Source organism: Romboutsia timonensis (assembly GCF_900106845.1).
In the GTDB taxonomy this organism is placed as follows: Bacteria; Bacillota; Clostridia; order Peptostreptococcales; family Peptostreptococcaceae; genus Romboutsia; species Romboutsia timonensis.
The window spans coordinates 108,497-134,681 of the sequence record NZ_LT629850.1 but is presented as its reverse complement, the minus strand read 5'-3'; the positions used below and the strand labels follow the sequence as shown (position 1 = coordinate 134,681).

Below are 26,185 nucleotides of genomic sequence, written 5' to 3'. Positions count from 1 at the left end.
AATTTTTATCTATATTCTATACTATAATATATTCTTTTTTGACTTAAATCAAGTATACTACATATGTTACATAGTCTTAATCAAATATAAAGCAAATCATTGTAAAACATAATCATACACCCTGCACTAGTTCTTTGAGCTAAAGTTAAACTTTTTAAAGCAGTTAAATAAAACTTTGTATTTAAATCATTTATATTTTTATATATATAATCTATCTTAAGAGCTCTTAATGAATTATAATTTGCATAATCTGCAACTGAATTTAATATTATAGGCTCTTCTCTACACTTAAATCTATTTATTTTTGTATAGTTCTCCTTAACATATAATTCAAATTGTCTATGATTATCAAATAGTTTTCCCTTAGCATGCTGTGGTACAGTTAAATCTTGGATTATATGACATGCAGCTCCAAAGTAAAACATACTCTTATCATAATCTTCTAGTGTAAAGTATTTTAAAGCTTTTAAATAATAACCTCTAGCTACAGTAAGTGCATTATCATCATATCCATACATACCTTTTTCTTCTTTCGGATTGTAAAAATGATGATAACATTTAAAATCTTGATCTGCCCATACCAAACCTTCATCTATCTTCGATTTATATTCTTTGAATAGTTTATATTCATCATTATAACCATTACAGTTTAAAATTTCTAAAGCATTTTCTTGTATATATAAGTGCACTTCACATTCAGTTTTTTTTATTGTTTTTTTTATAGGATTTATTACTTTAAATGTACCAGTTAATGCTTTTGCATAGGCACTTTCTAGCTTACTTTTCATTGACATCACCTATATATTTTATTTATTTGCAAAATATTCATCAAGTCCATCAGATATAGCTTGCATTAACTTTGTTTGATATTCTGGGTTTGACATCATTTGATCTTCCGTATAATTACTTAAAAATCCCATTTCAACTAAAACTACCGGAACTTGAGACCAATTAAAACCTGTTAAATCTGATCTTTCAAATACTCCATTGACTTTTATTCCTGCTTCCTTCATCTTACTGCTAATTAGATTTGCACAATTTTGACTATCCTCATATATAGCCGTTGTATATTTACTTTCTTTAGCTGGTATTAGAATAGATGCACCTGTTTTTCCTGGGTTATTTAAACTATCTGCATGTACTCTTACTACCATATCTGCTTTATTATTATTTGCAAATATAGCTCTCTCTGAATTACTTATATTAACATCATGACTTTCTCTCGTCATTATTACTTTATATCCCTTACCTTCTAATATATGTTTTAAAACTGTAGATGCCTCTAAATTTAATATATATTCTGGCTTTTTAGTTGCTACCCCTGTAGCTCCCGAAGATACCCTAGCCTTCTTAACATAAGAACCTGGTGCTACAGGCTCTGAATTACTATCTCCTTTTTCTTGATGTCCTGGGTCAATACAGATTAGTATATCTTTTTCTATTTTCTTTTTATCATCTACTTTTATACCTTTACTAATTAAGTTGCTAGCCTTATAAAGATTTTTAGCAGGCTCTGAAGTTCCTATAATTATTATAGATAATGCCATTATAATTCCTACTAATATTCTATATTTTTTCATATAATCGTTCCCTTCTTGTTATAAAATTTTAAACATAATTTATAGAATATTATCTCCATTATCTATAATTTTTATAAATAATAGACAAAATTTAGAATCTGTTATAGTTTTTATTTTTTAAATACAAGCATATATATTTTATATATTATTTTTAGGAGGTTTTATGAAAAAGGTAATCTCAAAAAATTTGGGCAGAAATCAGAATTCTTCTAATTCTAAACTATGTGCTTTTAGCTCATTAGATTATATTGTTTTAGCATCTACATTAGCTGTTGCATTAGGTGAAGAACTCAGCTCTAATGATATAAATATATTGGCTACCTTTTTTGCGGTTTTATCAGATGAACTTGCTTTAATAGCTGCTGTTGATGTATGTTCCTCTTCTGAAGAGGAAGAAACATTTACAGCACCAACTCCGGATGTTGCTGTAACTAGAACTAAAGTAAATAAGACAGGTTGTAAAAGTAATCCCTATAAGAAAAAAATTATTAAAAAAAGAATAAAACGAAAAAAAACACTTGATTGATTTTAATTTTATTAAGTGTTTTTTTGTTTTATATTTCATTTTCTTCCTACTATTCATTTTTATATTTTATTATTTTTTATATTTTATTAATATAATTCAGTATTTTATTAACTAAATATAGAATTTCTTAATTTTTAATTCAGTTTTTTCAAGATATAATTTCTAATTTTCTAACTTATTTATTATTTTTGTAATCTACGGTTATACTTCTTCTGTTTTCCAAGCATCAAAATATTATTAATGCAAAATATAATACCAAAGAAAAGCACCACGACTTTTTAAATCTGTGACTAAAAATATGACTTATTAGATATTTGATGAAAGGATGGTGTTTTATGTTTTATAAAAATAATAGTAAAAAAATTATCAATACAAAATTTTCATTAGTTGTCTGTTTATTATTTTTACTATATTTTTTCTCAAATAATTTAATTTATGCAACATCACTTACAAAAACTGAAAATGATTTTTTAATTCCTGTAGGTAATGTACTTCATATAGAAGCTCAATTAGAAAATGTAATTGTTCGAAGTAATATAAAAGATTCACCTTTTACTTTAGGTGATGAGATAATAAGTATAAATAACAATACTATTAAAAGTTATAGTGATTTTTCAAATGTACTAAATAGCTTACCAGATAGCACAAATGTTATTGATGTTACATTGAAAAGAAATAATCATATCACAAATATAAAAACTTTAAAAAGTAAATTAGAAGAAGTAAATTCTACTGATAGTATATCTGGATTTGCTACTTTAACTTATATAGACCCCATTAATAATAAATTCGGTGCTGTAGCTCATCCAATAAGTTTAGGAAGCTCCAGAAAAATTAAAATAAAAGATGGATATATTTCAACTACTACTAACTTAAATATAGAAAAATCATATAGAGGAAGTGTTGGTTGTATTAGTGCTAAGCCAAAAGACTATATAGGTAAATTTACAGATAATACAGATTTCGGAATAAAAGGAGATATAGTAAAATTTGATACATCTAATTACGAAAAATATAAAGTAGCTTCATTAAATGAAGTTGAAACGGGAAATGCTCAAATAATTTTACAAACTAGTAATGAAGGTTGTAAAAAATTTGATATTGAAATTTTAAATATCGAAAATCAAAAAACACCAAAATCTAAAACTTTTAAAATACACATAACTGATAAAGAACTTTTACAACTTACAGGAGGTATTGTTCAAGGTATGAGTGGCACTCCTATAGTTCAAGGTGATAAAATTATAGGTGCTATTTCACACGCAGTAGAAAATGACCCAACTACTGGATATGCTGTTTTTATTAAATGGATGATTGAAGAATAATCAAATCAATTAAAAAGTGACTAATAAACTTTTAGTCACTTTTTAATTGATTATTTTGGTAACATATTAGGTGCAATTTCTGCTGGTACATTAACATAACTTTCTGGTACTTCTCCTACTATTATTGTTTCACATATTGGAATTTGTGCTTTTACTTCTTTGGTTGATGTTGTAAGAGGTATGACTACTTTTACTTGTGTTTTAGCTTCTAAATAAATTCTATGTCTAGTTTGATTTATACCTGCTGATTCAAAACTAGTTTTAAAATCAACAGATACTGTTCCTATTGGCTCTATCGATACTTTTAGCTGTGGTCCATATTTAGCTAGTATAGGGCTTTTTAAAGCAGTTCCTATTGGTATGTATGCAGTAGTAGATTTTACTTGCTTTAATTCATTCTGTATTTCCAATGCAACATCTGATGCTATTTGATTCATTAAAATAGTATTTGATTGTATCATTGATATTTTACCTTTTGAATCCAACTTTGTGTATATTAAGTCTGAATAGTCTATTTTGTCTTTGACGATTTCCCCAACTGCTTTATTTATAGATCTATTAGCAAGCTCTATAGCTTTTGTTTCAGCCAACACTGTAATAGTTGGCCTAAGACTATTATCAACATATATAAAGCTGCCTATAAATATAGACATTATAAATATCATTATAAATGTAACTACAATTCTTTTAAAATCTCCTAATTTGGAGTCTATTAATCTTTTACTCAAAATAATCCCCCTTATTATTTTATGTTAAAATATCTTATAGTATTTTCTTATTTTTTTAAGATTTTATATATTTTATACATCTTTCACATATTTTTAGTATATAAGTAAAAAATAATTAATACTATAAATTTAGGATAGCTATATAAAGTTATATACATTCAATTTTATGTATTAATTAGAAAATAATGAGTATATGTGGTATAATATTGCATTAGGTAAGGAGGTTAAGCTTAATGAGTAATGATAATAATGGAAATAACAATAAAATAAGAAGAAAAAAAGTAAGTTCTTCTGCTAATAAGAGTACTACTTCTAAAAGTGCTAACTCTAGTTCTCCTAGAACTAAGTCTTCTAAAAAGAAATCTTCTAAAAAGAAAGATAAGTTTAAAGCACTTAGAGTAACAGGAATCGTACTTTTAGTAATGTTAGTATGCTTGTCTGCAGCAGGAACAGGTCTAGTATTTGCATCTTTAAGAGATGTACAACCAGTTACTAAAGCTCTCTTAGATGAAAAGACTTACCAAACAACTGAAATTAGATACGCCAATGGAGACTTATTATCTAATGCTCCTAGTGTAAATAAAAAAGATCCTATTAAAATAGATCAAATGCCAAAAGACATAATAAATGCAGTTGTTTCAATTGAGGACGAAAGATTTTATGAACACAATGGTGTAGATATAAAAGGTTTATTAAGATCTGTTGTCAAAACCTTAACGGGTAATAAACAAGGTGGTAGTACAATACCTATGCAGGTATCAAAAATGTTACTAACTACTGATAAGCAAACTTTAACTCGTAAAATAAAGGATATATATTATGCTTATGAAATGAGTAAAACTTTAACTAAGAATCAAATTCTTGAAGCTTACTTAAATAATTTCTTCGTAGGTAGAGGTCTTGCAGGAGTACAAGCTGGAGCAAATGGATACTTTAGCAAAGATGCAAAAGATCTTACACTTGCAGAATGTGCATTACTTGCAGGAGCTACAAAAAATCCATCACGTTATGCTGCTTATATAAGTTCAAAACTTGATGGAACAGAAGAGAAAAGTGATGTAGAAAATAGACTTTTATACTTTATAAATACTCCTGATGATAATCTTGATGATCCTACGCAAGTTGAACTTGATATGATTGATAAATTAAATAAATGGGGATTAATACCAAATCAAGATACATATAAACAATTAAAGTCTGGATCTATGGTTGTAAGAAAAGCCGTTAGTAATCCAAAAGCAATAGAAAGAAGAAACATTGTTTTAAAGAAAATGTTAGATCTTGGATATATTTCTCAATCAGAATATAGTGAAGCAATAGCTGAACCTATAAATATAAAGCTTCCTAAGGCTGCAGATAAGGTAGCTTCTTCAGTAGAAGACCTTATAGAATATAACGTAATAGATGCTTTAGTTGAACAAGGAAATACAAGAGATGAAGCTTATAACATGTTCTATAATGGTGGATTAAGAATAGACACTACAATAGATCCAACTATGCAAGAAATATTAGAAAAAGAATATGAAAATGATAGTAACTTCCCTAATAGTAGAGTTGATTCTGATGGGTCGCATCAACCTCAATCTTCTATGGTTATTTTAGATTATAGAACAGGACAAATAAAAGCTTTAGTAGGTGGTAGACATATTACAGGTAGAAAAACTTTAAATAGAGCAACTACACCTCAACAGCCTGGTTCTACTATAAAGCCTCTATCAGTTTATACTCCAGCTATAGATACTTTAAAAATAACTCAATCTACAGCTGTAAGTGATGCTAAGGGTGGATATAAGTTTAAAGATAATAATAGATGGAATCCTAACACTACTACAAGTGGTTCAGGTTCTATGAGTTTACGTAAAGCTTTAGCGTATTCTTCTAATACAATTGCTGCTAAAACTGCTGAAATGTTAGGTAGCACTTATGAAGAATGTGTAGATATAATGATTGACTATTTAAGACACTTTGGTATAACAACTCTTCAATCAGATTCAAAAGATAGATCATTCGCATCTTTAACTCTTGGAGGTATGTCTCAAGGTGTTTCTCCACTTGAAATGGCTGCAGCTTATGGTACTTTAGCTAATGGAGGTACTTATATTGAACCAACAATATTTACTACAATATCTAGTTATGATGGTCAACTTATAGTAAAAAATACACCAGAAGAACATAAAGTTGTAGATTCTGAAGTAGCTTATGTATTAACTGATATGTTACAAGCAGTTGTTACAGAAGGTACTGGAGGAAGAGCAGCCTTATCAAATGGTATGCCTGTTGCTGGTAAAACAGGTACAACTAATAAGTCTTTAGATGCTTGGTTTGTAGGATATACTCCTTACTACGTTGGTGCCACTTATATTGGAGATGATGCTGGTAGAAAAGATACAAATGGTAATACAATTTCTAGAAAAAGTATTTCTGGTGGTAGTTCATCTGCAGCGAAGTTATGGTCTACAGTAATGAATAAAATACACAAGAATTTAACTAAAACTGATTTTAAAGTACCTAAAAATATATACTTTGCAAAAATAAACTTAATAGATGGTGGAAGATCTTCTTCTGGTTCTAATGCTGCTTTTATAAAAGGTACAGGACCAAGTAGATACACTTCTCAATCAACTAAGCCATCAAAAACTGAGAATAATAATTCACAAACAGAAAACACAACACCAGAAACTCCAACTACACCGGAAACTCCGGCTACACCGGAAACTCCGACTACACCGGAGACTCCGACTACACCGGAGACTCCAACTACACCGGAGACTCCAACTACACCAGTAAATCCAACTACACCGGAAGCTCCGGCTACACCGGAAGCTCCAGTTCAATAAAATTAAATATAAAAATGGGCAACTTATATTTTAAGCTTGCCCATTTTTTATTACTTAAAATGTATAAAGTTTATATATTATCTTTCATCAAGGCTTTGCCTTTGGAGTAAATACTACTGCCATAATATATCCAAAGAATATAGCTGCTGCTATCCCTCCTGCACCAGCTACTGTTCCTCCTGTAAAAACACCCAATAGTCCATCTTTAGCTATTGCTGTTTTTACTCCATTAGCCAATAAATATCCAAATCCTATTATAGGTACAGTTGCACCTGCCCTTCCAAAATTAACAATATGTTCATAAATACCTAAGAAAGTTAAAATTACACCACTTGTAACATAAGTAACCATTACATAAGGTGTTTGCACTTTAAAGTAATCCATCATTATTTGTGCAATTAGGCAAATAATGCCTCCTACAAAAAATACCTTTACATAATCTAATAGCACTTTAATTCACTCCTAATCATTTTCAATAACTACTGCATGTGCAACACATGGTATTGTTTGTTTTTGTAGTGTACTAGTTGGAGATAGTAATGCTCCTGTAGATACTAACATCACCTTATTAAATTCTTTTTTTAATAACTTCTGATATATATATCCAGCAAATACAGTAGCAGAACAACCACATCCACTGCCTCCACAATGAACATCTTGTTCTTCTAAATTAAATATTTTTAAACCACAATCTGTATATACATTTGATATATCAATACCTTTTTTCTTTAAAAAGTCTTCTGTTATCTGTTTTCCTATTTTACCCAAATCCCCTGTTATAATCAAATCAAAACTATTTGGGTCATCCTTAGTATCATTAAAATAAGAATATATTGTATCTACAGCTGCTGGTGCCATAGCTGGTCCCATATTATTTCCATCATCGATTCCTTCATCTATTACCTTTCCAACTGTTACATACTTAACTTTTGGACCTTCTTTATTTGGAGCAATTAATACTGATCCTGCACCTGTTACAGTCCATTGTGCTGTCATAGGTTTTTGATTTCCTAATTCTAGTGGAAATCTAAATTGTCTTTCTGCTGTACAATAATGACTTGATGCACCTGATAAAATTAAATCTGCAAATCCTCCATCAATAAGCATTGCACTTAAGCACATTCCTTCTGCCATAGTTGAACAAGCTCCATATATACCAAAAAAAGGTATACCTAACTCTCTAGCTGCAAAAGATGATGGAACAATTTGATTTATTAGATCGCCACCAATAAGATAGTTTATATCCTCTAGTTTTTTACCAGCTTTTTGTGCTGCCATGTGCATCGCAGTTTGAACCATTTTACTTTCTGCTAATTCCCATGATTTTTCTCCATATAAATCATCTTGTAAGATAAGATTAAAGTATTCTTTCAAAGGTCCTTGTCCTTCCTTAGGACCTACTACAGATGCTGCTGATATTATAGTCGGGTTATTTTGTAACTTTACAGTTCTTTTTCCTACTCTCTTATTTGCCATATTTTCATCTCCTTATTTTATAAGAGTAAAAATATAATAGATAAATCCACATATAATAGATGATCCTATTCCATATACTAATACTGGTCCTGCAATTTTAAATAAATTAGCTCCAACACCTAAAACAAATCCTTCTCTTTTATACTCCATTGCTGGAGATACTATAGAGTTAGCAAATCCTGTTATAGGTATTATTGATCCAGCACCTGCTCTCTTGCCTATCAAATCATATACTCCTAATCCAGTTAAAAAAGCACCTATAAATATTAGTGTTATAGAAGTCGCAGTTGATGCTGGTATTTTATCTAAATTAACAACTTTTGAATATAAATCATTTATTATTTGTCCTATTACACAAATAATTCCACCAACTATAAATGCTAATGTATAATTTTTTAAATATTTTGGCTTAGGGCTAATTTCATCTACATATTTTTTATAATTTTCACCCACGCTTTTACCCTCCTTGTATTATTTCCCATCCTATAAAGGAACCTATAACTTTTCCTATCAACAAAGATATTATTATATATTTTAAGTATAGAGTTGGTATCTTTAATCTTCTCGAGGCTATTGGTATATAATCTAATATTTCAGCTAATCCTGAACTTAAAAATCCTACAAATATACCATATGATAATCCAAATACTATAACACCAATTTTACCTATTGATATTGATATATTTTGAATCGATATTAAAGCTCCAAGGAAAGTACCTATAACTAGTATTTTTTCATAAAAATTTATAAATGACCTTGTATTACTTAGTTGTGCCATTCGTGGTATGATTCCAACTAATATTAATAGTGAAATCACTCCTGCACCAACCATTATTCCTGATGATAATCCAAAGATAATTAAAAATAATTTCACGTTTAATCCTCTTTACTTAGTATTACGTAACTCATTTTCAATTTCTTTGTTTAAAGATTTCATTTTTAAATCTAAAGGGCTAGGTTCATTTTTTGCATATGTAGGAATAAATTTGTTAAAAAAAAGGGCAACCCCTAATCCTATACCAATAGAATATGGTATTTGAAAGTACGGTAGATACTTTTTAGGATTTTTAGTTAATGCGTTTACCATAGTACTTTGAGAATGTATCATATTTACATCTGCATGAAAGTTCATTATTCCCATTATAGACCCCATAAGGACAACTATAGAGACTAGTAAAACCCTTAGATACTTAGTTCTATCTTTTTTATTTTCATTGAAAAATATTACTACATCATCAGTTTTTAAAAATGTTATATGTGCTGTAGATAGCTTTTCCTTTATTTTATCGATTACTTCACCTATATGGATAACATCATAATTTGAATCTTTTTCTTTATAGGTTCTTATACATATATTTCCTATTTTTTCTTCATACTCTTTTGGATATATATAATAAATATCTTTTAAATAAATATTTTGAATAGTAAAGTTAAGCGGCTTTAACCTTATGGGTATTAAGTAAATATCTTCCATATAAAACCTCCCTTTTATTTATTATTTCTTAAATAAAAAAAAATAAACCCTTAATCTAAACTTAAATTAAGGATTTATTTTAACTAACTAATATATGATTTTAACTTAGACAATACCTTTTTCTCTATTCTAGAAACTTGCACTTGAGATATATTTAATAATTCGCCAATTTCACTTTGAGTTCTATCTTCAAAATATCTTAACATTATTATTTGTCTTTCTCTTTTTTCTAGTTTTCCAAGTACTTCTTTAAGTAAGATATTTTCTACAACTTTCTCTTCTTCACTTTCACCTTTTTGACTTATCTTATCGATAAGGCATATCGGAGACCCTTCTTCTTCATGAATTACGCCATGTAAATATTCAACAGAAAAATTAGATTCCATCGCCATTACTAAATCTTCTTTTTCTACGTCTAATTCTTTTGCTAATTCTTCTATGCTTGGTTCTCTTCCTAGCTTTTTACTTAAAATTTCACTTGTTGTTTTTGCTTTTATTGCTATTTGCTTTAGAGATCTAGATACTTTTACCATACCATCATCTCTTAAATATCTTTTTATTTCACCTAGAATCATAGGAACTGCATATGTAGAGAATTTTACATTAAACCTTGGATCAAATTTATATATAGCTTTAATTAATCCTATAGATCCTAATTGGAATAAATCATCTCTATCATAACCTATGTTTAAGAATTTTGATACAACACTTCTAACTAAACCTAAATTATTTTCTATTAATATTTCTTTAGCCTGTTCATCACCTGTACGTTGAACTTTATCTATCAAATCAAGCGTTTCTTCATGGCTAAGTAATGTTCTTTTTTCTTGTTTCTTTGCAGTTATCCCCATAATAAAACCTCTATTCTTTTTGGTCTTTATTCAGGCAAGTTTATTTTTTTTGTCATAACTACTTTTGTCCCTTCATCCTTTATTGAACTTACCGTTATATCATCCATAAAACTTTCCATAACAGTGAACCCCATTCCTGATCTTTCAAGTTCTGGTTTTGATGTATAAAGTGGTTGCATAGCCATCGAAATATCTTCTATACCATGTCCTCTATCTTCTACTACTACCTTTATAGTATTTTCATTTATTTCACATCTTAAATATACAAACTTTGAATCATCTTCATCATACCCATGTATAATAGAATTTGTAACAGCCTCTGACACAGCAGTTTTTATATCTGCTAGTTCATCTAATGTCGGGTCTAATTTAGCAGCAAAAGATGCAACTATAACTCTTGCTAAGCTTTCATTTTCAGACTTGGCAGAAAATTTTACTTCCATAATATTATTCATAATATATTCCCCCTTACAAAGAACTTGCTACTTCTTCATATGTATCGTAAATGTTAATTATTTTGTTCATACCTGATAAATTGAATATTTTTTTTACTCTGTCATTTACATTTACTACTGATACTTTTCCACCTTCACTGGAAATTTTCTTGTATCTTCCTATAATTACACCTATACCAGATGAATCCATAAATCTAATATTTTTAAAATCAAATACTATATTCTTTATTGATTTAGAATCTAATATTATATCTATCTCATCTCTAACTTCATTAGTTATATGATGATCCAATTCACTAGTCAAAAACTCTATGATTAAATTTTTTTCTTCTAAAGAACATCTTATCATTAGTATTCCCCCTTATCTTCTATAAAAGTATTAACATATTATGAATTCTATAGAACTAACTCTTATCCTTCAATGAAATTTAACTACTTTTGTTTTATTGTGTCTATAAAGGTTTAATTGTATGTTACTTAAATACCTATACAACCTTTCTCCAATTGTATCTTTGCAAAATAAAAGGAGCCCTAAAATAGGTGCTCCTAATTAATTACTTTCTTTTTCTGTTGGCTCTTTCTATATTTATCTTATTTCCTTTTATCTTTATGTCTTTCATTTTTTCTAATACCTTTTTAGCATTTTGCTTAGGTACTTCAACGAAAGTATATTTATCATATATATCTATTGTTCCAACTAATTTACCAGGTATTCCAACTTCTCCAGCTATAGCTCCTAATATATCTTTAGCTTGAACTCTTTGGTTTCTACCAACATTTATAAATAGTCTTATCATACCTTCACTAGCTCCAGTATCTTTTGACTTAGAACGACCTTCTTTACGAGATCTTGATGGTTCTTCAACTATTTCTTGTTTTTCTTCATCTCCTAAAGCTATCTTTAAAAGAGCTGCTGCTATATCTACTACACCATACTCAGTTTCTGATTCTGAACAGAAGTTTTCTAACCATTGTATTTGCTTAGTTAAATGACCTGCTTCTATAACTTCTTTAACTTGATTGAAGAATGTATTTACTTTCTTTTCTTCAACATCTGCAACTGATGGTATATCATGCTTAATTAATTTTGTTTTAGTATATCTTTCTATATCTCTCATTTTTCTCATTTCTTTTCCGAATACAAATGAGAATGATATACCACTTCTACCTGCTCTACCAGTTCTACCTATTCTGTGTACATAGTATTCTTCATCTTGTGGTAAATCATAGTTAAATACAGCTTCAACATCATCAACATCTATACCTCTAGCTGCAACATCTGTAGCTACTAATATATCTATTGTTCCATTTCTAAACTTATCCATTACTATATCTCTTTGAGTTTGCTTTAAATCTCCATGTAATGCATCTGCAAAGTATCCTCTAGCTTGTAAATCACTAACTAACTCATCTGCACCTTTTTTAGTATTTGTGAAAACTACAGATAACTTAGGATTGTATACATCTATTAATCTGCTTAATACTTCTAATTTGTTAGCCGATCTTGTTTCTATATAGTATTGCTTTATATTAGGAACTGTAAGTTCTTTTCTAACAACTTTTATATGTTCTGGATTCTTTTGATATTTTTTAGTTAACTCTAATATACCCTTTGGCATAGTTGCTGAGAAGAAAGTAGTTTGTCTTTCTTCTGGAGTTTTACTTAGAATCATTTCTATATCTTCTCTGAATCCCATATCTAACATTTCATCAGCTTCATCTAGTATAACCATTTTTACATTATCCATTTTTAATGTTTTACGGTTTATATGGTCTATAACACGCCCTGGAGTACCTATTACTATTTGAACTCCACTCTTTAATGCTTTTATTTGTCTTTCTATTGGTTGTCCACCGTATACAGGTAAACTTTTTATTCCGTGCATGTATTTACCTATTTTTCTTATTTCAGTTGAAACTTGTATTGCAAGTTCTCTAGTCGGACAAAGTACTACCGCTTGTACATTTTTCTCTTCAGGATTAATCATTTCTAATAGTGGTATACTGAATGCTGCTGTTTTTCCCGTTCCTGTTTGAGCTTGTCCGATAACATCTTTTCCCGATAAAATCACAGGTATAGACTGTGATTGTATCGGAGATGGTTCTTCAAATCCCATTTCTATTACAGCTCTTTTTATATCATCACTTATTGGTAAATCTTCAAATTTTATTATATTCATATGTTGTTTCCTTTCCGTTATCAGTTTATCTAACCTATCCATCCTATCCATTATATATTTATTTGAGATAATATGCAATTAATATTTTACCCTTCACATATGTATAATATTCAAGATGATATAAAATATATTTCTTACCTATTTATATATACATAGTATATAAAGTTCCTATATAAATGAAATAAATAATAAGCATTATTAAACCTTGCAATCTATATAACTTGTTATTTTTAATAGTTGGTAATATTAATGTAAGTAATAAAAGTATCATAAATGGAAAATCTATATTCATATTTTGAGATAGTATAGGTATATCGTTTGGTATAGAAGATATTCCTATTACAGATACTATATTTAATACATTTGCACCTAATATATTTCCAACAGATATAGCATGATGATTTTTCTTTATTGCTGTTAATGATGATACTAATTCTGGTAAAGACGTTCCAAGTGCTATAACTGTAAGACTTATAACCCCTTGAGGTACTCCTATCCACTCAGCTATTATTACACCATTATCTACTAATAACCTAGAACCTATCACCATCATAATTAGTCCTAAAACAAAAATTAAAATTATCTTCGCCCATTCTCTAAAATCATTATTTCCTTTAACTTTCAATGTATTATTTCCTCTAGATCTACTCCCATTTCCAACTGCACTTCTATAGTTTGAATACATATATATAGCAAGCATAGCTAAAAGTGGTATTGAATCTATTTTTGTTATCTTCTTATCTATTCCTAATAAAAGCAACAATACAACACAAATTAGTAGCAATACAGATTTAGAGAAAAACATATTTTTATCAACTCTAAAAGGACTTATAAACGCTACTAGCCCTAAAACTAATCCTGTATTACAAATAATAGACCCCACCGCATTTCCTAAACTCATTGTAGTGTGACCATCTAAAGATGCAAATAATGATACTGTAAGTTCAGGTAATGTGGTCGCAAAACTTACTATAGTAGCTCCTAATATAATTTCTGATATATTTGTTTTCTTTCCTATATCTACTGTACAGTTTATAAAAATATCAGCCCCTTTTGTAATCAATACAAATCCAATTAAAAATAATATTATTGTAATAAACATATACAAGCACCCCCTTATACTAATAAGTATTCAGTTGATAGATATATATGCTATCTTTTAATTTTTAAAAATTTAAAAATAATTTATATTTTTTTATAATTATGAGTTTAAAGATATAATACTCTGGTATATATCTCAATATAAGAACACTTAATAAATTTAATCATTATAAAATAATACTATATATTTTTTATGTATACAAAATACGACTCATATGTTATTATTATATTGTTAAAAATTATCTAGCTAGATTTAATATAAATATAACAAATAAAAAATTTTAAAACCTTAACTAAGGAGGCTATTCAAATGAATGCATGGCAAGGATTTAAAGAAGGTAGATGGACTAAGGAAATAGATGTTAGAGGGTTCATCCAAGCAAACTACACTCCATATGAAGGAGATGACTCTTTCTTAGCTGGTGCTACTGAAAACACTAAGCAATTATGGGAAGAGGTAATGGAATTATTCAAAAAAGAAAGAGAAAATGGTGGTACTCTTGATGTTGATACTAAAACAGTATCAGCTATAGATGCTTATGCACCTGGATATATAAATAAAGATAAGGAAACAGTTGTAGGTTTACAAACTGATGCTCCTTTAAAAAGAGCTATAATGCCAGAAGGTGGAATAAGAATGGTTGAAAGTTCTTGTGAAGCTTATGGATTCAAGTGTGACCCATTAGTAAGTGAAATATTCACTAAGTATAGAAAAACTCATAACCAAGGTGTTTTCGATGCTTATACTACTGAAATGAGAGCTGCTAGAAAATCTGGTATAATAACTGGTCTTCCAGATGCTTACGGAAGAGGTAGAATAATAGGTGACTACAGAAGAGTTGCTTTATACGGTGTTGATAGATTAATAGAAGACAAAAACGAGCAAAAACTTTCTTTAGAAGTTTCTTGCATGGATGAAGATACAATAAGATTAAGAGAAGAAATATCTGATCAAATAAAAGCTTTACAAGCATTAAAGAGAATGGCTGAATCTTACGGATTCGATATATCTAAGCCAGCTACTAACTCAAGAGAAGCTGTACAATGGTTATACTTTGCTTACTTAGCAGCTATAAAAGACCAAAATGGTGCTGCTATGTCAATAGGTAGAACTTCTACTTTCTTAGATATATACTTCGAAAGAGATTTAAAAGCTGGAACTATAACTGAAGAAGAAGTTCAAGAATTAATGGACCACTTCGTTATGAAATTAAGAATGGTTAAATTCTTAAGAACTCCTGATTACAACGAATTATTCTCTGGAGACCCAACTTGGGTAACTGAGTCAATCGGTGGTATGGGTGTAGATGGTAGAACATTAGTAACTAAAAACTCATTCAGAGTTTTAAATACTCTTTACACTATAGGACCTTCTCCAGAACCAAACTTAACAGTACTTTGGTCAAAAGATTTCCCACAAGGATTCAAAGATTTCTGTTCTAAAGTATCTATAGATACAAGTTCAGTTCAATACGAAAACGACGACTTAATGAGACCTTACTGGGGAGATGACTACGGTATAGCTTGTTGTGTATCTGCAATGAGAATAGGTAAGCAAATGCAATTCTTCGGAGCTAGAGTTAACTTAGCTAAAACTTTATTATACGCTATAAACGGTGGGGTTGACGAAAAATCAGGTGCTCAAGTAGGACCAAGATTCGAACCAATAATGGATGAATACTTAGATTACGATAAAGTAATGGAAAGATTCGAACCATTCACTGATTGGTTAGCAAACTTATATGTAAATACATTAAATGTAATCCACTACATGCATGATAAATACTCTTATGAAGCATTAGAAATGGCTTTACATGATAGAGATGTATTCAGAACTATGGCTTGTGGTATAGCTGGATTATCAGTTGCTGCTGACTCATTATCTGCTATAAAATACGCTAAAGTTAAAACTATAAGAAACGAAGCTGGTGTAGCTGTTGACTTCGAAATAGAAGGAGATTATCCAAAATACGGAAACAACGATGATAGAGTTGACGATATAGCTATATACTTAGTTGAGTCTATGATGAACAAAATAAGAAAGAACAAAACTTATAGAAATTCAGTTCATACTCAATCAGTATTAACAATAACTTCAAACGTTGTTTACGGTAAGAAAACTGGTAACACTCCATGTGGTAGAAGAGCTGGTGCTCCATTCGCTCCAGGAGCAAACCCAATGCACGGAAGAGATAATAGCGGTGCTTTAGCTTCATTATCATCTGTTGCTAAATTACCATATGAGCATTCTCAAGATGGTATATCTAATACTTTCTCTATAGTACCTGGTGCTTTAGGAAAAGATATGAATGAAAGAGTTAGAAATCTTTCTTGCATGATGGATGGATACTTCACAGATGGAGCTCATCACTTAAACGTTAACGTATTTGATAGAGCTACTCTAGAAGATGCTATGGAACATCCAGAAAAATATCCTCAATTAACTATAAGAGTTTCAGGATACGCTGTTAACTTTATAAAATTAACTAAAGAACAACAATTAGACGTTATAAACAGAACATTCCACGGAAAAATGGCTTAATTTATAACTAAAAATAAATTTTATTAATTAAATCTTACCCCCGCTCACTAGTAAGATTTAATCATCAACAATCAAAGTATATATATTTTTTAGAGTGTAAGTCTCATCAACTTACACTCTCTTTTTTATTCTTATAATCTTATTCTATCCAAATCTAATATATTTATCCTTTATTATTTTATATTTTCTCTTCTACTTCTCTATTTATCACATTATATAATTAATATTTTTGTAAAATATTTAAATTTATTTTTAGCCTTTTTTATTTTGGGTATTATTATAATATAAAAATGAAATAATTAATTATCAATTTATATAGATTATATAGACTTAAAATAAGGAATATCATATAATTTAATTATATTGTTTTGTATACAGTATATTAAATTATAGCGGAATAAACTTAATTAAAATCAACTTAGAGGTGACTATTATGGTAAAAGGAAGAGTTCATTCAATAGAAACATTTGGAACAGTAGATGGTCCAGGAATAAGATTTATATTATTTATGCAAGGATGTGCATTAAGATGTAAGTATTGTCACAATAGAGATACTTGGGATACAAAGTCAGGAAAAGAATATACAACAGATGAAGTGATTACTCAAGCTTTAAAATACAAATCATATATGAATGCTTCAGGTGGCGGAATAACTGTATCTGGTGGTGAAGCAACTTTACAACCTGAGTTCTTAAATGAACTATTTATTAAAGCTAAAGAAAATAAAATACACACTTGTCTAGATACATCTGGATTCGTAAATATTGATGTTATAGATCCTATATTAGATAATACTGATCTTGTATTACTTGATTTAAAACATATGATAGAAGAAGAATCTAAAGAGTTAACTGGTGTTGGAGTTGAAAAATCGCTTAAGTTAGCTAAACATTTAGATGAAAGAAATATACCAGTTTGGATAAGACACGTATTACTTCCAGGTATAACAGATAATAAAGAAAACTTAGAAGCTCTAGGTGAATTTGTATCTAAACTTAACAACGTAGAAAGATTTGAGTTCTTACCATATCATTCTATAGGTGTTCATAAATGGGAAAGTATGGGGTTAAATTATGAATTAAAGGATATTGAAGATGCTACTAGTGAAGATGTTGCTAAAGCTAGTGAAATAGTAGAAAAATTCGGTGTTAAAGTATTTAACAGTAAATCTAAATAAATATCAATAAAAGGCTATCTTGAACTTAAGATAGTCTTTTATAATATACTTTTCTTTACTATAAACTACTATTAAGTTTTATAATTTTTCATGATATAATTATTATAATAAAAAATTCGCTTCACTCATTTAGCCAATCATATATCCAGGCTATCGTTATGCACATATCCGTTACTCAAAATGTCATTTTTTCATTTATAAAGTTATTGATATTATTTATATTCATAGGTTATCCACAAATATATTCATGCTATAGTTTCCTTATACGAAAAAATCCGCTATAATGAATTACCATTATAACGGATTTTATTTATATTAAAACTCTATATCTTCAACTTCTATATTATCTATTGCATCTTGTATTAATTTTTCTACATCTAATTTATTTTCAGACTTCTCTATTCTATCTAATTTAGGTTTTGTAACTGGTTTTTTAGGAGAGAATACTGTACAGCAATCTTCTTCTGGTAATATAGATGTTTCAAATGTTCCTATTTTTTGAGCTACTTCTATTATTTCAGTTTTATCCATAGCTATAAGTGGTCTAAATACAGGCATTTTTACCGAAGCATTTGTACAAGTTAAACCTTGTATTGTTTGAGATGCAACTTGTCCTATACTTTCTCCAGTAACTAATGCATCACAGTGTCTGCTCTCAGCTACTCTTTCTGCTATTCTCATCATAAATCTTCTTGATATTATAGTCATCTCTTCATCTTTACAATTTAAACCTATAGATTTTTGTATCTCTAACATATTTACTTTGTGTAATCTTACTCTACCACAGTACTTAGCTAAAATTTGAGCTAAATCTCTAACCTTCTCTTGTGATTTTTCACTAGTGAAAGGATAACTATGGAAGTGTATACATTCTAACTCCATACCTCTTTTAGCTACCATCCATGATGCTACTGGAGAATCTATACCACCTGATAAAAGTGACATTGCTCTACCATTAGTTCCTAGAGGTAATCCACCATAACCTGGAATTGTATCACTATATACCATTACATGATTTTGTCTTAATTCACAGTGTATTTTTACTTCTGGATTTCTAACATCTACTGCTATTTTATCTTTTACTTGAGATACTAAGTATCCACCTATATCTAAGCTCATCTCTTGAGAAGTTAATTTAAAATCTTTATCTCCTCTTCTTGAATCAACCTTAAAAGACTTATATCCCTGCTCTATTTTTTCTTCTAACATTTTTAATGCTAACTCTTTTAATAAATTATAGTCTTTTTCTGCTCTTACAGCTGGGCAAACTCCAACTATACCAAATACCTTTCTAACTTCCTCTACTACTTCTTCATAATCATATCCATCTAAATCAACGTATATTCTTCCATATTCTTTATATACATTAAACTTTCCTATAGGCTTTAATATATTTTTTACATTTTTTATAAGTTTGTTTTCAAATATATATCTATTTTTACCCTTTACACCTATTTCTCCATACTTAACAATTAATATATTGTACAATTTTTCCACCTCTTAACTTAATTTTGTCATTCTTAAATTGATTATCTTCTTCTCATTATCATTCTTAAATCACTTACTGATTCTTTGACTATTTTAACTGCTTCTTTTATTTCCTCTTCTGTGTTTAAATCAGATAAACTAAATCTTATTGCTCCTTCTATTTCTTGTGGAGAAAGTCCTATAGCATTTAATACATGGCTACCTTTTTTCTTAGATGAACAAGCTGATCCAGTAGATACATACACACCTTTTTGTTCAAGGTAATGAAGTAGCACTTCTCCCTTTATTCCATAAAAAGTAACATTTAATATATGACAAACTCCATCTTCTGGAGAATTTATCTTTATTTCTTCTATATTTTCGATTATTTCTTTTTTTAATAAATCCCTTAGATTTTTCATTTTTTCTATTTTACCATCTAAGTCTTCATTTATTATTCTTATAGCTTCTCCTAAGCCATATATACCTGGTGTATTTTCTGTTCCTGATCTTATTCCTATTTCTTGTCCTCCACCAGTTAAAATAGGCTTTATTCTATTATTTTCTTTAACATATATAAATCCTATTCCTTTTGGTCCATGTACCTTATGTCCACTAACACTCATAAAATCTATATTGTATCTTGATGGTCTAAAGTTTATCTTAGCATAAGATTGAACGGCATCTACATGTAAGTATACTTTATCTTTTAATGTTTTAAGATGCTTACTTATCTCCTGTATCGGCTGTATGCTACCAATCTCATTATTAACATGCATTATTGTAACTAAGCAAGTTGTAGGCTTTAATGCATTTTTAAACTCCTCTATATCTATTTTACCATTTTTATCAACTTCTAAATATGTAACTTCGCAACCTTCAGATTCTAAATCCTTTAGAGTATTTAATACCGATGGATGCTCTATAGTAGTTGATATTATATGATTTTTTCTTTTTTTATTTAAAGCAACAATACCTCTTATTATAGTATTATTAGACTCTGTTCCTCCAGATGTAAAGTATATTTCTTTATCTTTTGCACCTAATGTTTTCGCTATACTTTGTCTTATATTTTTTATATTTTTTTCAACTTCTACACCTTTTCTATGTAAAGAAGATGGATTTGCATAGTCTGTATCAAGTGCATAAACCATTTTATCTATAACCTCTTTATACGGCTTCGTTGTAGCACTATTATCTAAATATATCTCCATACATTTCACCAACTTTCTATTATGTACATTTTATTATTTATTCTATTTTTACCAACTTCATCTATTATAGTAGTCGAACTTAAAAAAGTTCGTAAATAGATTCTTCAAGGCTCTTGTTATTTTTAGTTATTTTTTTCAAATTTTTCTTTAATGTTGCCCAATACTTTTCTATAGGATTTAAATTTGGAGAATATGGTGGTAAAAATATTAGTTTTAGATTTTTATTAGCATTTTTACATAATTCGTATAATCTACTCTTACAATGAAATGTTGCATTATCCATTACAATAGCTTTATTTTTTTCTACTTCATTTAAAAACATTTCTTTAAACCATTTTTCGAAAAACTTACTATCCATTATTTTATCGTACACTAAAGGAGAGATAATCTTATCTCCACATTTTCCTGCTACTATATTTGTTCTTTTGTATTTTTTACCTGGTATTTTATCGTAAACTTTTTTACCTCTTATAGCTCTTGCATATTCTCTATAAATATAACCTTGTATTCCTGTTTCATCAATATATACTATATCTTCTTCGCTAAAGTTTTTTATCTCATTTAAATATTTATTTACTTTTTCCTTACATTGTTCTTTGTATGAAGTTGTCTTTTTTTTCGTGTTATATTTAATTTCTTTAATGCTTTTCTTATTGCACACTCACTACAATTAAACTCCTCTGCAATCTCAACTAAATATGCATCTGGATGTTTTTCTATATATTTAATTAACTTTTCTGGATAAATCTTTTTTGGTTTTCTAACCTGTATTTTTACTTCACCTAATTTACCTTCCTTTTCTTTATTTATCCACCTAGTTAGTGTTGTTTCAGATATTTTAAATACTTTACAAGTTTCTTTGTAAGTATGGCCTTCTCTTTGGTATTCTACTGCTCTTTGTTTAAACTTTATATCATAACTCATATTATATTTGTTAACTTATTTAATAATTTTCATACCTTTATTATTAAGTTCGTTTACTATAATTATCAAAAAGATTAAAAATTCAATATCTATAAATATTATTTATAAAATAGTATCTATTTATTATATCATTAATTTTTTTATTTTTTAACATATAATAGCTTAATAGTATAAATTAAATTTTTCACTACATAAAAAATTATTTATACCGTTAAAATGTAATATTCTTGATGTTTTTGTAAAAAAACTATTGATTAAACTGTCGAACTTTGTTATTATTAATACATGGTTATCCCCCTGATAACCTTAGTAAAATCTCTATTCCCAATACCCCTTTAAATGAATAATTTATATTCATTTATAGCCTACTTCACGATCGGATGCGAAGTAGGTTTTTTATTTTACATTTTTATATTTTTTATATTTTTTTTAAAAAAACTATTGATTTTAATGTCGAATATTGTTATTATTAATACATGGTTATCCCCCTGATAACCTTAATTAAAATCTCTATTCCCAATACCCCTTTTGAACGGATAGACTTTATATCCATTATTGTTAAGTTGACAACGGAAGTCAATTTAACGAAAAAAGAGCTTCCCCAAGCTCTTTTTTTTTATATTTTTTTAAATCTAGACTTGCATAGTTTTTTTTTGATATAATTTATATAAATATATATATAAATGTTTTAAAATAGTAAAGTGTAAAACAATTGTATTTGTTTTTTAATATAAAAGGTGGGTGATATTGTAATGAACAAGAAAAAAGTCGCTATAATATTTACTGGTGGTACTATTTCTATGACAGTAGATGAAAAGGTCGGTGCAGCAATTCCTACTCTATCAGGAGAACAAATAATGTCAATGGTTACTAACATAGACAAAGTTGCTGATATCGAAGTATGTAATTTTGCTGAAATACCTGGACCTCATATGACACCAGAAAGATTGATAGAATTAAAACATTATGTTAATAATTTACTTGAAAGAGAAGATATTTGTGGTGCTGTCATAACTCATGGTACTGATAGTTTAGAAGAAACTGCTTACTTCTTAGATTTAACTATTTCTAGTCAAAAACCAGTTATCGTTACAGGAGCTATGAGAAGTAGCTCTGAACTTGGATATGACGGGCCTAGCAATTTATCTGCAGCAGTTTGTACAGCTATATCTGATAAAGCTGTTGGAAAGGGTGTACTTATAGTTTTAAACAATGAGGTTTTATTAGCTTCTGAAGCAACTAAAACTGATACATTAGCATTAAATACTTTCAAATCATTAAGTAAAGGCCCATTAGGTTTAATTGACTGCAATGAATTAGTACTATTTAAGAGTACTGAAGAAAGAACAATAATAGATACTGATAAAGTTGAAACAAAAGTTTCTTTAATTAAATCTGGAATTGGAATGAATGATGACTTTATAAAGTTTGCAGCTGACAGTGGTTATAAAGGAATTATAATTGAAGCAATGGGTAGAGGTAATGTGCCTCCTAAAATGTATGAAGGTGTTAAATATGCTAGAGAAAAAGATATCCCCGTTGTTATAGTTTCTAGATGCCATTCAGGTAGAGTTTTTGATAGCTACGGTTATTTAGGTTCTGGTAGAGATTTAAGAAATATAGGTTGTATATTTGGTGGAGAACTTCCAGGGCAAAAAGCTAGAATAAAACTTATGTTAGCGCTTGGAAAAACTGATAATTTAGACGAAATAAAAGATTTCTTTGAAAAAGGAATATATTATTAATTATAAAACCTCTCTAATATTTAAAATAGAGAGGTTTATTATTTTCATATTAATTTTTAATATACTTTTTCTACTAAATACTTAAATGTTCTATTATCAATTTTAACCAAAGATTTATTTCCATTCTTAAACTCTATAGAAATTAATCTATACGATATAAAACTTTTATTGGCTGTAAATCCTGCTAATATTCCAATTGGTCCAATAAGCAAAACTCCTATAATAATTCTTATAACTATATCTATTATATCTCTTTTAAATTCAGTATATTTTATATCATAATCAATTATTGTATTATTAGAAATTTCAATATTATCATTTATTCCTTCTAATATTAATTTATCCATCTCTTTATGTATGGATAAATACCAATTTTTATAGTCCCCTTTAATAACTGTATTTTTCATAAATCTCCCCTTAATTATATTTTACTATTTCTCTATATTTTCCATATTATTCGTTTTGTTAAACATACCTTTGAATTTAGAGCTCTATCTCTATCTTTAAATCTTATTTCGATAGAATCACCATTCTTTTCTACTATGGTACCTTCTTTAAATTTTTTGTGATATATTCTATCTCCTATAGTTATACTGTCCATTTCTTTTTTTGTTGGAGCTTTTATATCTTCTACAAACCTTGATTTTGAAACTCTTTTACCATATTTATTAATTGGCGAACTTATACATATATTTTCTTCCGCTCTTGTTATTGCTACATACATAAGTCTTCTTTCTTCTTCAATTTGATCGTTTTTCTTTTCTTCATCATCTATTTCATAGGATTTTTCATGTGGTATTGTCCCCTCATTAGCACCTATAATATAAACATTTTTAAACTCTAATCCTTTCGCACTGTGCATAGTTGTAAAAATAACACCATCTGTTTCTTTATTGTTTTTATTATCTACTATCTCAGATTTTACTCTTTCTATATGCTCTAAATATTCTTGTATCGTTTTAAAATTTGTAGCTGAACTTTCTAGTTCATTTAATATTTCTATAAGACCATTTGTCTTTATTTTTCTATTTGCACAATAATCCAAAATATATCTATCATAGTCTAAAGTAGTTCTTATATAGGATATTGCATTTTTAGGATTTAACCCTTTTACATAACTTATATCTATATCTAAATCATTTATAGTTTTAACTTGTTTAGGATGTAAGTCACATTTATTAATCAATGAATTTATAAAATCAGGTTCATCCTTTATCAAATTTAAATTATCTTTAGAAATATATCTAAAAGGTTTATTTATAATTCTTATCCAATCTTTATTAGAATTTGGATTGACTCCTATTCTTAAATAAGCAAGTATGTCTTGGGCAGCCCAATGATCATATATTGTAACTATTGAATCTTTAACTACAAACGGAATTCTCATATCCATAAATACATCAACTAAAGCTCTTGATTGTATATTAGTTCTATATATTACAGCAAAATCAGTATACTCCGTATAATCTTCTTGAACCTTATTTTTTATATCTTTTGCTATATATACAGCTTCTTCTTCTGAATCTTCAGGTGAAATATAATTTACCTTAGCTCCATTACCTTGTCCACATTTTATAACTTTCTCATATCTATTTGTATTTTTCTCTATTAATCTATTAGCTATGTTTATTATCTCACCTTTAGATCTATAATTAATATCTAACAATACTTTTTTTGTATTAGAAAAATACTCTTCAAATTCTAATAGAAAATCTGGCCTAGATCCTCTGAATCCATAAATACTTTGATCTTCATCCCCTACTACAAATATATTATTACTTGGATTTGCTATTAACTTTAATGCCTCAAATTGAACCTTGTTTATATCTTGAAACTCATCTACAAGAATATATCTATATACACTTCTAACTCTATCTAAAGCTGCCTTATTATTTTTTAATAATTCATATGTTTTAATTAACATATCATCAAAGTCTATTTTATTCATTTGTTGCTTATACTCTTCATAAAAATTATATACCTTTATGAACTCATCGTTAGTTAATACCTCTGATTTAAAGTCTCTTTTATCCATCAATTCATTTTTCACATATGAAATTTCATTTATAACTTGTCCAATGGTTTCATCATCATCGGCATTTTCTATATTCAATCCTTTTAATATATTCTTTAACCCTATTCTCTTTGTCTTTTCATCTAAGATACTTTCAATATTATAATTTTCAAAATATCTTAATATCCTAAAAAATACAGAATGAAACGTCCCATATGTAACCTTATTCATTCTAAAGTCATTACTTAAAGATAATGCTCTATTTTTCATTTCTATAGATGAAGCTTTTGTAAAACTTATTGCAAGTATGCTTGTAGGCTTTATATTTTTATTTACAACCATATTAGCTATTCTATATGTTATAACTCTAGTCTTTCCCGAACCTGGTCCTGCAAGCACCATACAAGGTCCATCTAAATGATTTACAGCCTTTAATTGATTTTCATTTAATTTATCTATACTTATCATATACTACCTACCTTGAAGTATTATTTATTTCATTTATAATAGTGTTAAGCATCTTCGCTTAACCTAATAATTATTATAATATATAATCTAAAAAAGGAGAA

The 26,185-nt window shown here is 28.3% G+C and carries 25 protein-coding genes; 6 read left to right on the top strand and 19 right to left on the bottom strand.

Features of this window, described 5'->3' with window-relative positions; translation table 11 throughout:
* Positions 1-80: 80 nt before the first annotated feature.
* Entirely contained in the window at positions 81-788 is a 708-nt protein-coding gene (locus BN7997_RS03280) for a zinc dependent phospholipase C family protein (RefSeq protein WP_071119453.1), read from the bottom strand.
* A gap of 18 nt (positions 789-806) precedes the next feature.
* The gene (locus tag BN7997_RS03275; protein ID WP_083334995.1) at positions 807-1,580 is read right to left on the bottom strand and encodes an N-acetylmuramoyl-L-alanine amidase; all 774 of its coding nucleotides are present in this window, start codon (positions 1,578-1,580) and stop codon (positions 807-809) included.
* Between the two features lie 187 nt (positions 1,581-1,767).
* Between BN7997_RS03275 and BN7997_RS03270 the strand changes: the two genes are divergently transcribed.
* Both BN7997_RS03270 and BN7997_RS03265 read left to right on the top strand, forming a co-directional pair.
* A complete protein-coding gene (locus BN7997_RS03270; RefSeq protein ID WP_143023154.1) occupies positions 1,768-2,106 on the top strand; it encodes a hypothetical protein in 339 nt (112 codons plus the stop codon).
* Positions 2,107-2,441: 335 nt separating this feature from the next.
* Positions 2,442-3,431, top strand: a complete 990-nt coding sequence (locus BN7997_RS03265; protein WP_242873379.1) for a SpoIVB peptidase S55 domain-containing protein — start codon at positions 2,442-2,444, stop codon at positions 3,429-3,431.
* A 50-nt stretch (positions 3,432-3,481) separates the two neighbouring features.
* On the opposite strand, the gene yunB is transcribed toward BN7997_RS03265, so the two are convergent.
* Entirely contained in the window at positions 3,482-4,159 is a 678-nt protein-coding gene (yunB, locus tag BN7997_RS03260; protein WP_242873378.1) for a sporulation protein YunB, read from the bottom strand.
* 233 nt (positions 4,160-4,392) lie between these two features.
* Here yunB and BN7997_RS15180 point away from each other — a divergent pair, with 233 nt between their 5' ends.
* Positions 4,393-6,996, top strand: a complete 2,604-nt coding sequence (locus BN7997_RS15180; RefSeq protein ID WP_071119450.1) for a transglycosylase domain-containing protein — start codon at positions 4,393-4,395, stop codon at positions 6,994-6,996.
* Between the two features lie 87 nt (positions 6,997-7,083).
* Here the strand turns inward: BN7997_RS15180 and BN7997_RS03250 are convergent, their stop codons facing one another.
* The 10 genes from BN7997_RS03250 to BN7997_RS03205 all read right to left on the bottom strand — a co-directional run bounded on the left by BN7997_RS03250 (position 7,084) and on the right by BN7997_RS03205 (position 14,534).
* A complete protein-coding gene (locus tag BN7997_RS03250; RefSeq protein ID WP_074010954.1) occupies positions 7,084-7,446 on the bottom strand; it encodes a SpoVA/SpoVAEb family sporulation membrane protein in 363 nt (120 codons plus the stop codon).
* Between the two features lie 12 nt (positions 7,447-7,458).
* A complete protein-coding gene (gene spoVAD / locus BN7997_RS03245; protein WP_071119449.1) occupies positions 7,459-8,472 on the bottom strand; it encodes a stage V sporulation protein AD in 1,014 nt (337 codons plus the stop codon).
* A 12-nt stretch (positions 8,473-8,484) separates the two neighbouring features.
* Positions 8,485-8,925: a stage V sporulation protein AC gene (gene spoVAC, locus BN7997_RS03240; RefSeq protein ID WP_071119448.1), complete on the bottom strand. Its 441-nt coding sequence runs from the start codon at positions 8,923-8,925 to the stop codon at positions 8,485-8,487.
* Between the two features lie 4 nt (positions 8,926-8,929).
* Complete coding sequence (locus BN7997_RS03235) at positions 8,930-9,346, bottom strand: stage V sporulation protein AB (RefSeq protein ID WP_083334994.1); 417 nt, start codon at positions 9,344-9,346, stop codon at positions 8,930-8,932.
* Between the two features lie 12 nt (positions 9,347-9,358).
* On the bottom strand, positions 9,359-9,946 hold the full coding sequence (locus BN7997_RS03230) for a stage V sporulation protein AA (RefSeq protein WP_071119447.1): 588 nt from the start codon (positions 9,944-9,946) through the stop codon (positions 9,359-9,361).
* A gap of 83 nt (positions 9,947-10,029) precedes the next feature.
* Entirely contained in the window at positions 10,030-10,797 is a 768-nt protein-coding gene (gene sigF / locus BN7997_RS03225; protein ID WP_071119446.1) for an RNA polymerase sporulation sigma factor SigF, read from the bottom strand.
* A 26-nt stretch (positions 10,798-10,823) separates the two neighbouring features.
* Complete coding sequence (spoIIAB, locus tag BN7997_RS03220; RefSeq protein ID WP_071119445.1) at positions 10,824-11,252, bottom strand: anti-sigma F factor; 429 nt, start codon at positions 11,250-11,252, stop codon at positions 10,824-10,826.
* Between the two features lie 13 nt (positions 11,253-11,265).
* Positions 11,266-11,601, bottom strand: coding sequence for an anti-sigma F factor antagonist (spoIIAA, locus tag BN7997_RS03215; protein WP_071119444.1), 336 nt, complete (start codon positions 11,599-11,601; stop codon positions 11,266-11,268).
* A 205-nt stretch (positions 11,602-11,806) separates the two neighbouring features.
* Positions 11,807-13,432, bottom strand: a complete 1,626-nt coding sequence (locus tag BN7997_RS03210) for a DEAD/DEAH box helicase (RefSeq protein ID WP_071119443.1) — start codon at positions 13,430-13,432, stop codon at positions 11,807-11,809.
* A 142-nt stretch (positions 13,433-13,574) separates the two neighbouring features.
* Complete coding sequence (locus tag BN7997_RS03205) at positions 13,575-14,534, bottom strand: calcium/sodium antiporter (RefSeq protein WP_071119442.1); 960 nt, start codon at positions 14,532-14,534, stop codon at positions 13,575-13,577.
* Between the two features lie 309 nt (positions 14,535-14,843).
* On the opposite strand from BN7997_RS03205, the gene pflB reads away from it, so the two are divergent.
* On the top strand, positions 14,844-17,075 hold the full coding sequence (pflB, locus tag BN7997_RS03200; protein ID WP_071119441.1) for a formate C-acetyltransferase: 2,232 nt from the start codon (positions 14,844-14,846) through the stop codon (positions 17,073-17,075).
* A gap of 433 nt (positions 17,076-17,508) precedes the next feature.
* Entirely contained in the window at positions 17,509-18,252 is a 744-nt protein-coding gene (gene pflA / locus BN7997_RS03195) for a pyruvate formate-lyase-activating protein (protein WP_071119440.1), read from the top strand.
* A 315-nt stretch (positions 18,253-18,567) separates the two neighbouring features.
* Here the strand turns inward: pflA and thiI are convergent, their stop codons facing one another.
* From thiI to BN7997_RS03175, 4 genes are all read right to left on the bottom strand, one after another.
* Positions 18,568-19,740, bottom strand: a complete 1,173-nt coding sequence (gene thiI / locus BN7997_RS03190) for a tRNA uracil 4-sulfurtransferase ThiI (protein ID WP_071119439.1) — start codon at positions 19,738-19,740, stop codon at positions 18,568-18,570.
* Positions 19,741-19,781: 41 nt separating this feature from the next.
* Positions 19,782-20,933, bottom strand: a complete 1,152-nt coding sequence (locus BN7997_RS03185) for a cysteine desulfurase family protein (protein ID WP_071119438.1) — start codon at positions 20,931-20,933, stop codon at positions 19,782-19,784.
* 79 nt (positions 20,934-21,012) lie between these two features.
* Positions 21,013-21,594 carry an IS630 family transposase gene (locus BN7997_RS03180; protein ID WP_143023134.1) on the bottom strand — a complete coding sequence of 194 codons (582 nt, stop codon included), beginning with the start codon at positions 21,592-21,594 and terminating at the stop codon, positions 21,013-21,015.
* On the bottom strand, positions 21,507-21,857 hold the full coding sequence (locus BN7997_RS03175; protein ID WP_071119193.1) for an IS630 transposase-related protein: 351 nt from the start codon (positions 21,855-21,857) through the stop codon (positions 21,507-21,509). Before BN7997_RS03175 ends, BN7997_RS03180 begins: the two co-directional genes overlap by 88 nt.
* A gap of 752 nt (positions 21,858-22,609) precedes the next feature.
* Here BN7997_RS03175 and BN7997_RS03170 point away from each other — a divergent pair.
* On the top strand, positions 22,610-23,602 hold the full coding sequence (locus tag BN7997_RS03170) for an asparaginase (protein WP_071119437.1): 993 nt from the start codon (positions 22,610-22,612) through the stop codon (positions 23,600-23,602).
* A gap of 56 nt (positions 23,603-23,658) precedes the next feature.
* Here BN7997_RS03170 and BN7997_RS03165 read toward each other — a convergent pair whose 3' ends face one another.
* Both BN7997_RS03165 and BN7997_RS03160 read right to left on the bottom strand, forming a co-directional pair.
* Positions 23,659-24,009: a hypothetical protein gene (locus BN7997_RS03165; protein ID WP_071119436.1), complete on the bottom strand. Its 351-nt coding sequence runs from the start codon at positions 24,007-24,009 to the stop codon at positions 23,659-23,661.
* A gap of 32 nt (positions 24,010-24,041) precedes the next feature.
* The gene (locus BN7997_RS03160) at positions 24,042-26,084 is read right to left on the bottom strand and encodes an ATP-dependent helicase (RefSeq protein ID WP_071119435.1); all 2,043 of its coding nucleotides are present in this window, start codon (positions 26,082-26,084) and stop codon (positions 24,042-24,044) included.
* Between the last annotated feature and the right edge of the window lie 101 nt (positions 26,085-26,185).

What these genes read in the sequence shown, in the direction of transcription:
- BN7997_RS03265 (WP_242873379.1), top strand. Translation starts at nt 2,442, where the DNA reads ATGTTTTATAAAAATAATAGTAAAAAAATTATCAATACAAAATTTTCA.
- pflA (WP_071119440.1), top strand. Translation starts at nt 17,509, where the DNA reads ATGGTAAAAGGAAGAGTTCATTCAATAGAAACATTTGGAACAGTAGAT.
- BN7997_RS03205 (WP_071119442.1), bottom strand. Translation starts at nt 14,534, where the DNA reads ATGTTTATTACAATAATATTATTTTTAATTGGATTTGTATTGATTACA.
- BN7997_RS03280 (WP_071119453.1), bottom strand. Translation starts at nt 788, where the DNA reads ATGAAAAGTAAGCTAGAAAGTGCCTATGCAAAAGCATTAACTGGTACA.
- spoVAD (WP_071119449.1), bottom strand. Translation starts at nt 8,472, where the DNA reads ATGGCAAATAAGAGAGTAGGAAAAAGAACTGTAAAGTTACAAAATAAC.
- BN7997_RS03175 (WP_071119193.1), bottom strand. Translation starts at nt 21,857, where the DNA reads ATGAGTTATGATATAAAGTTTAAACAAAGAGCAGTAGAATACCAAAGA.
- spoIIAB (WP_071119445.1), bottom strand. Translation starts at nt 11,252, where the DNA reads ATGAATAATATTATGGAAGTAAAATTTTCTGCCAAGTCTGAAAATGAA.
- BN7997_RS15180 (WP_071119450.1), top strand. Translation starts at nt 4,393, where the DNA reads ATGAGTAATGATAATAATGGAAATAACAATAAAATAAGAAGAAAAAAA.
- spoIIAA (WP_071119444.1), bottom strand. Translation starts at nt 11,601, where the DNA reads ATGATAAGATGTTCTTTAGAAGAAAAAAATTTAATCATAGAGTTTTTG.
- pflB (WP_071119441.1), top strand. Translation starts at nt 14,844, where the DNA reads ATGAATGCATGGCAAGGATTTAAAGAAGGTAGATGGACTAAGGAAATA.
- sigF (WP_071119446.1), bottom strand. Translation starts at nt 10,797, where the DNA reads ATGGGGATAACTGCAAAGAAACAAGAAAAAAGAACATTACTTAGCCAT.
- BN7997_RS03210 (WP_071119443.1), bottom strand. Translation starts at nt 13,432, where the DNA reads ATGAATATAATAAAATTTGAAGATTTACCAATAAGTGATGATATAAAA.
- BN7997_RS03275 (WP_083334995.1), bottom strand. Translation starts at nt 1,580, where the DNA reads ATGAAAAAATATAGAATATTAGTAGGAATTATAATGGCATTATCTATA.
- BN7997_RS03165 (WP_071119436.1), bottom strand. Translation starts at nt 24,009, where the DNA reads ATGAAAAATACAGTTATTAAAGGGGACTATAAAAATTGGTATTTATCC.
- BN7997_RS03170 (WP_071119437.1), top strand. Translation starts at nt 22,610, where the DNA reads ATGAACAAGAAAAAAGTCGCTATAATATTTACTGGTGGTACTATTTCT.
- BN7997_RS03160 (WP_071119435.1), bottom strand. Translation starts at nt 26,084, where the DNA reads ATGATAAGTATAGATAAATTAAATGAAAATCAATTAAAGGCTGTAAAT.
- BN7997_RS03185 (WP_071119438.1), bottom strand. Translation starts at nt 20,933, where the DNA reads ATGGAGATATATTTAGATAATAGTGCTACAACGAAGCCGTATAAAGAG.
- BN7997_RS03230 (WP_071119447.1), bottom strand. Translation starts at nt 9,946, where the DNA reads ATGGAAGATATTTACTTAATACCCATAAGGTTAAAGCCGCTTAACTTT.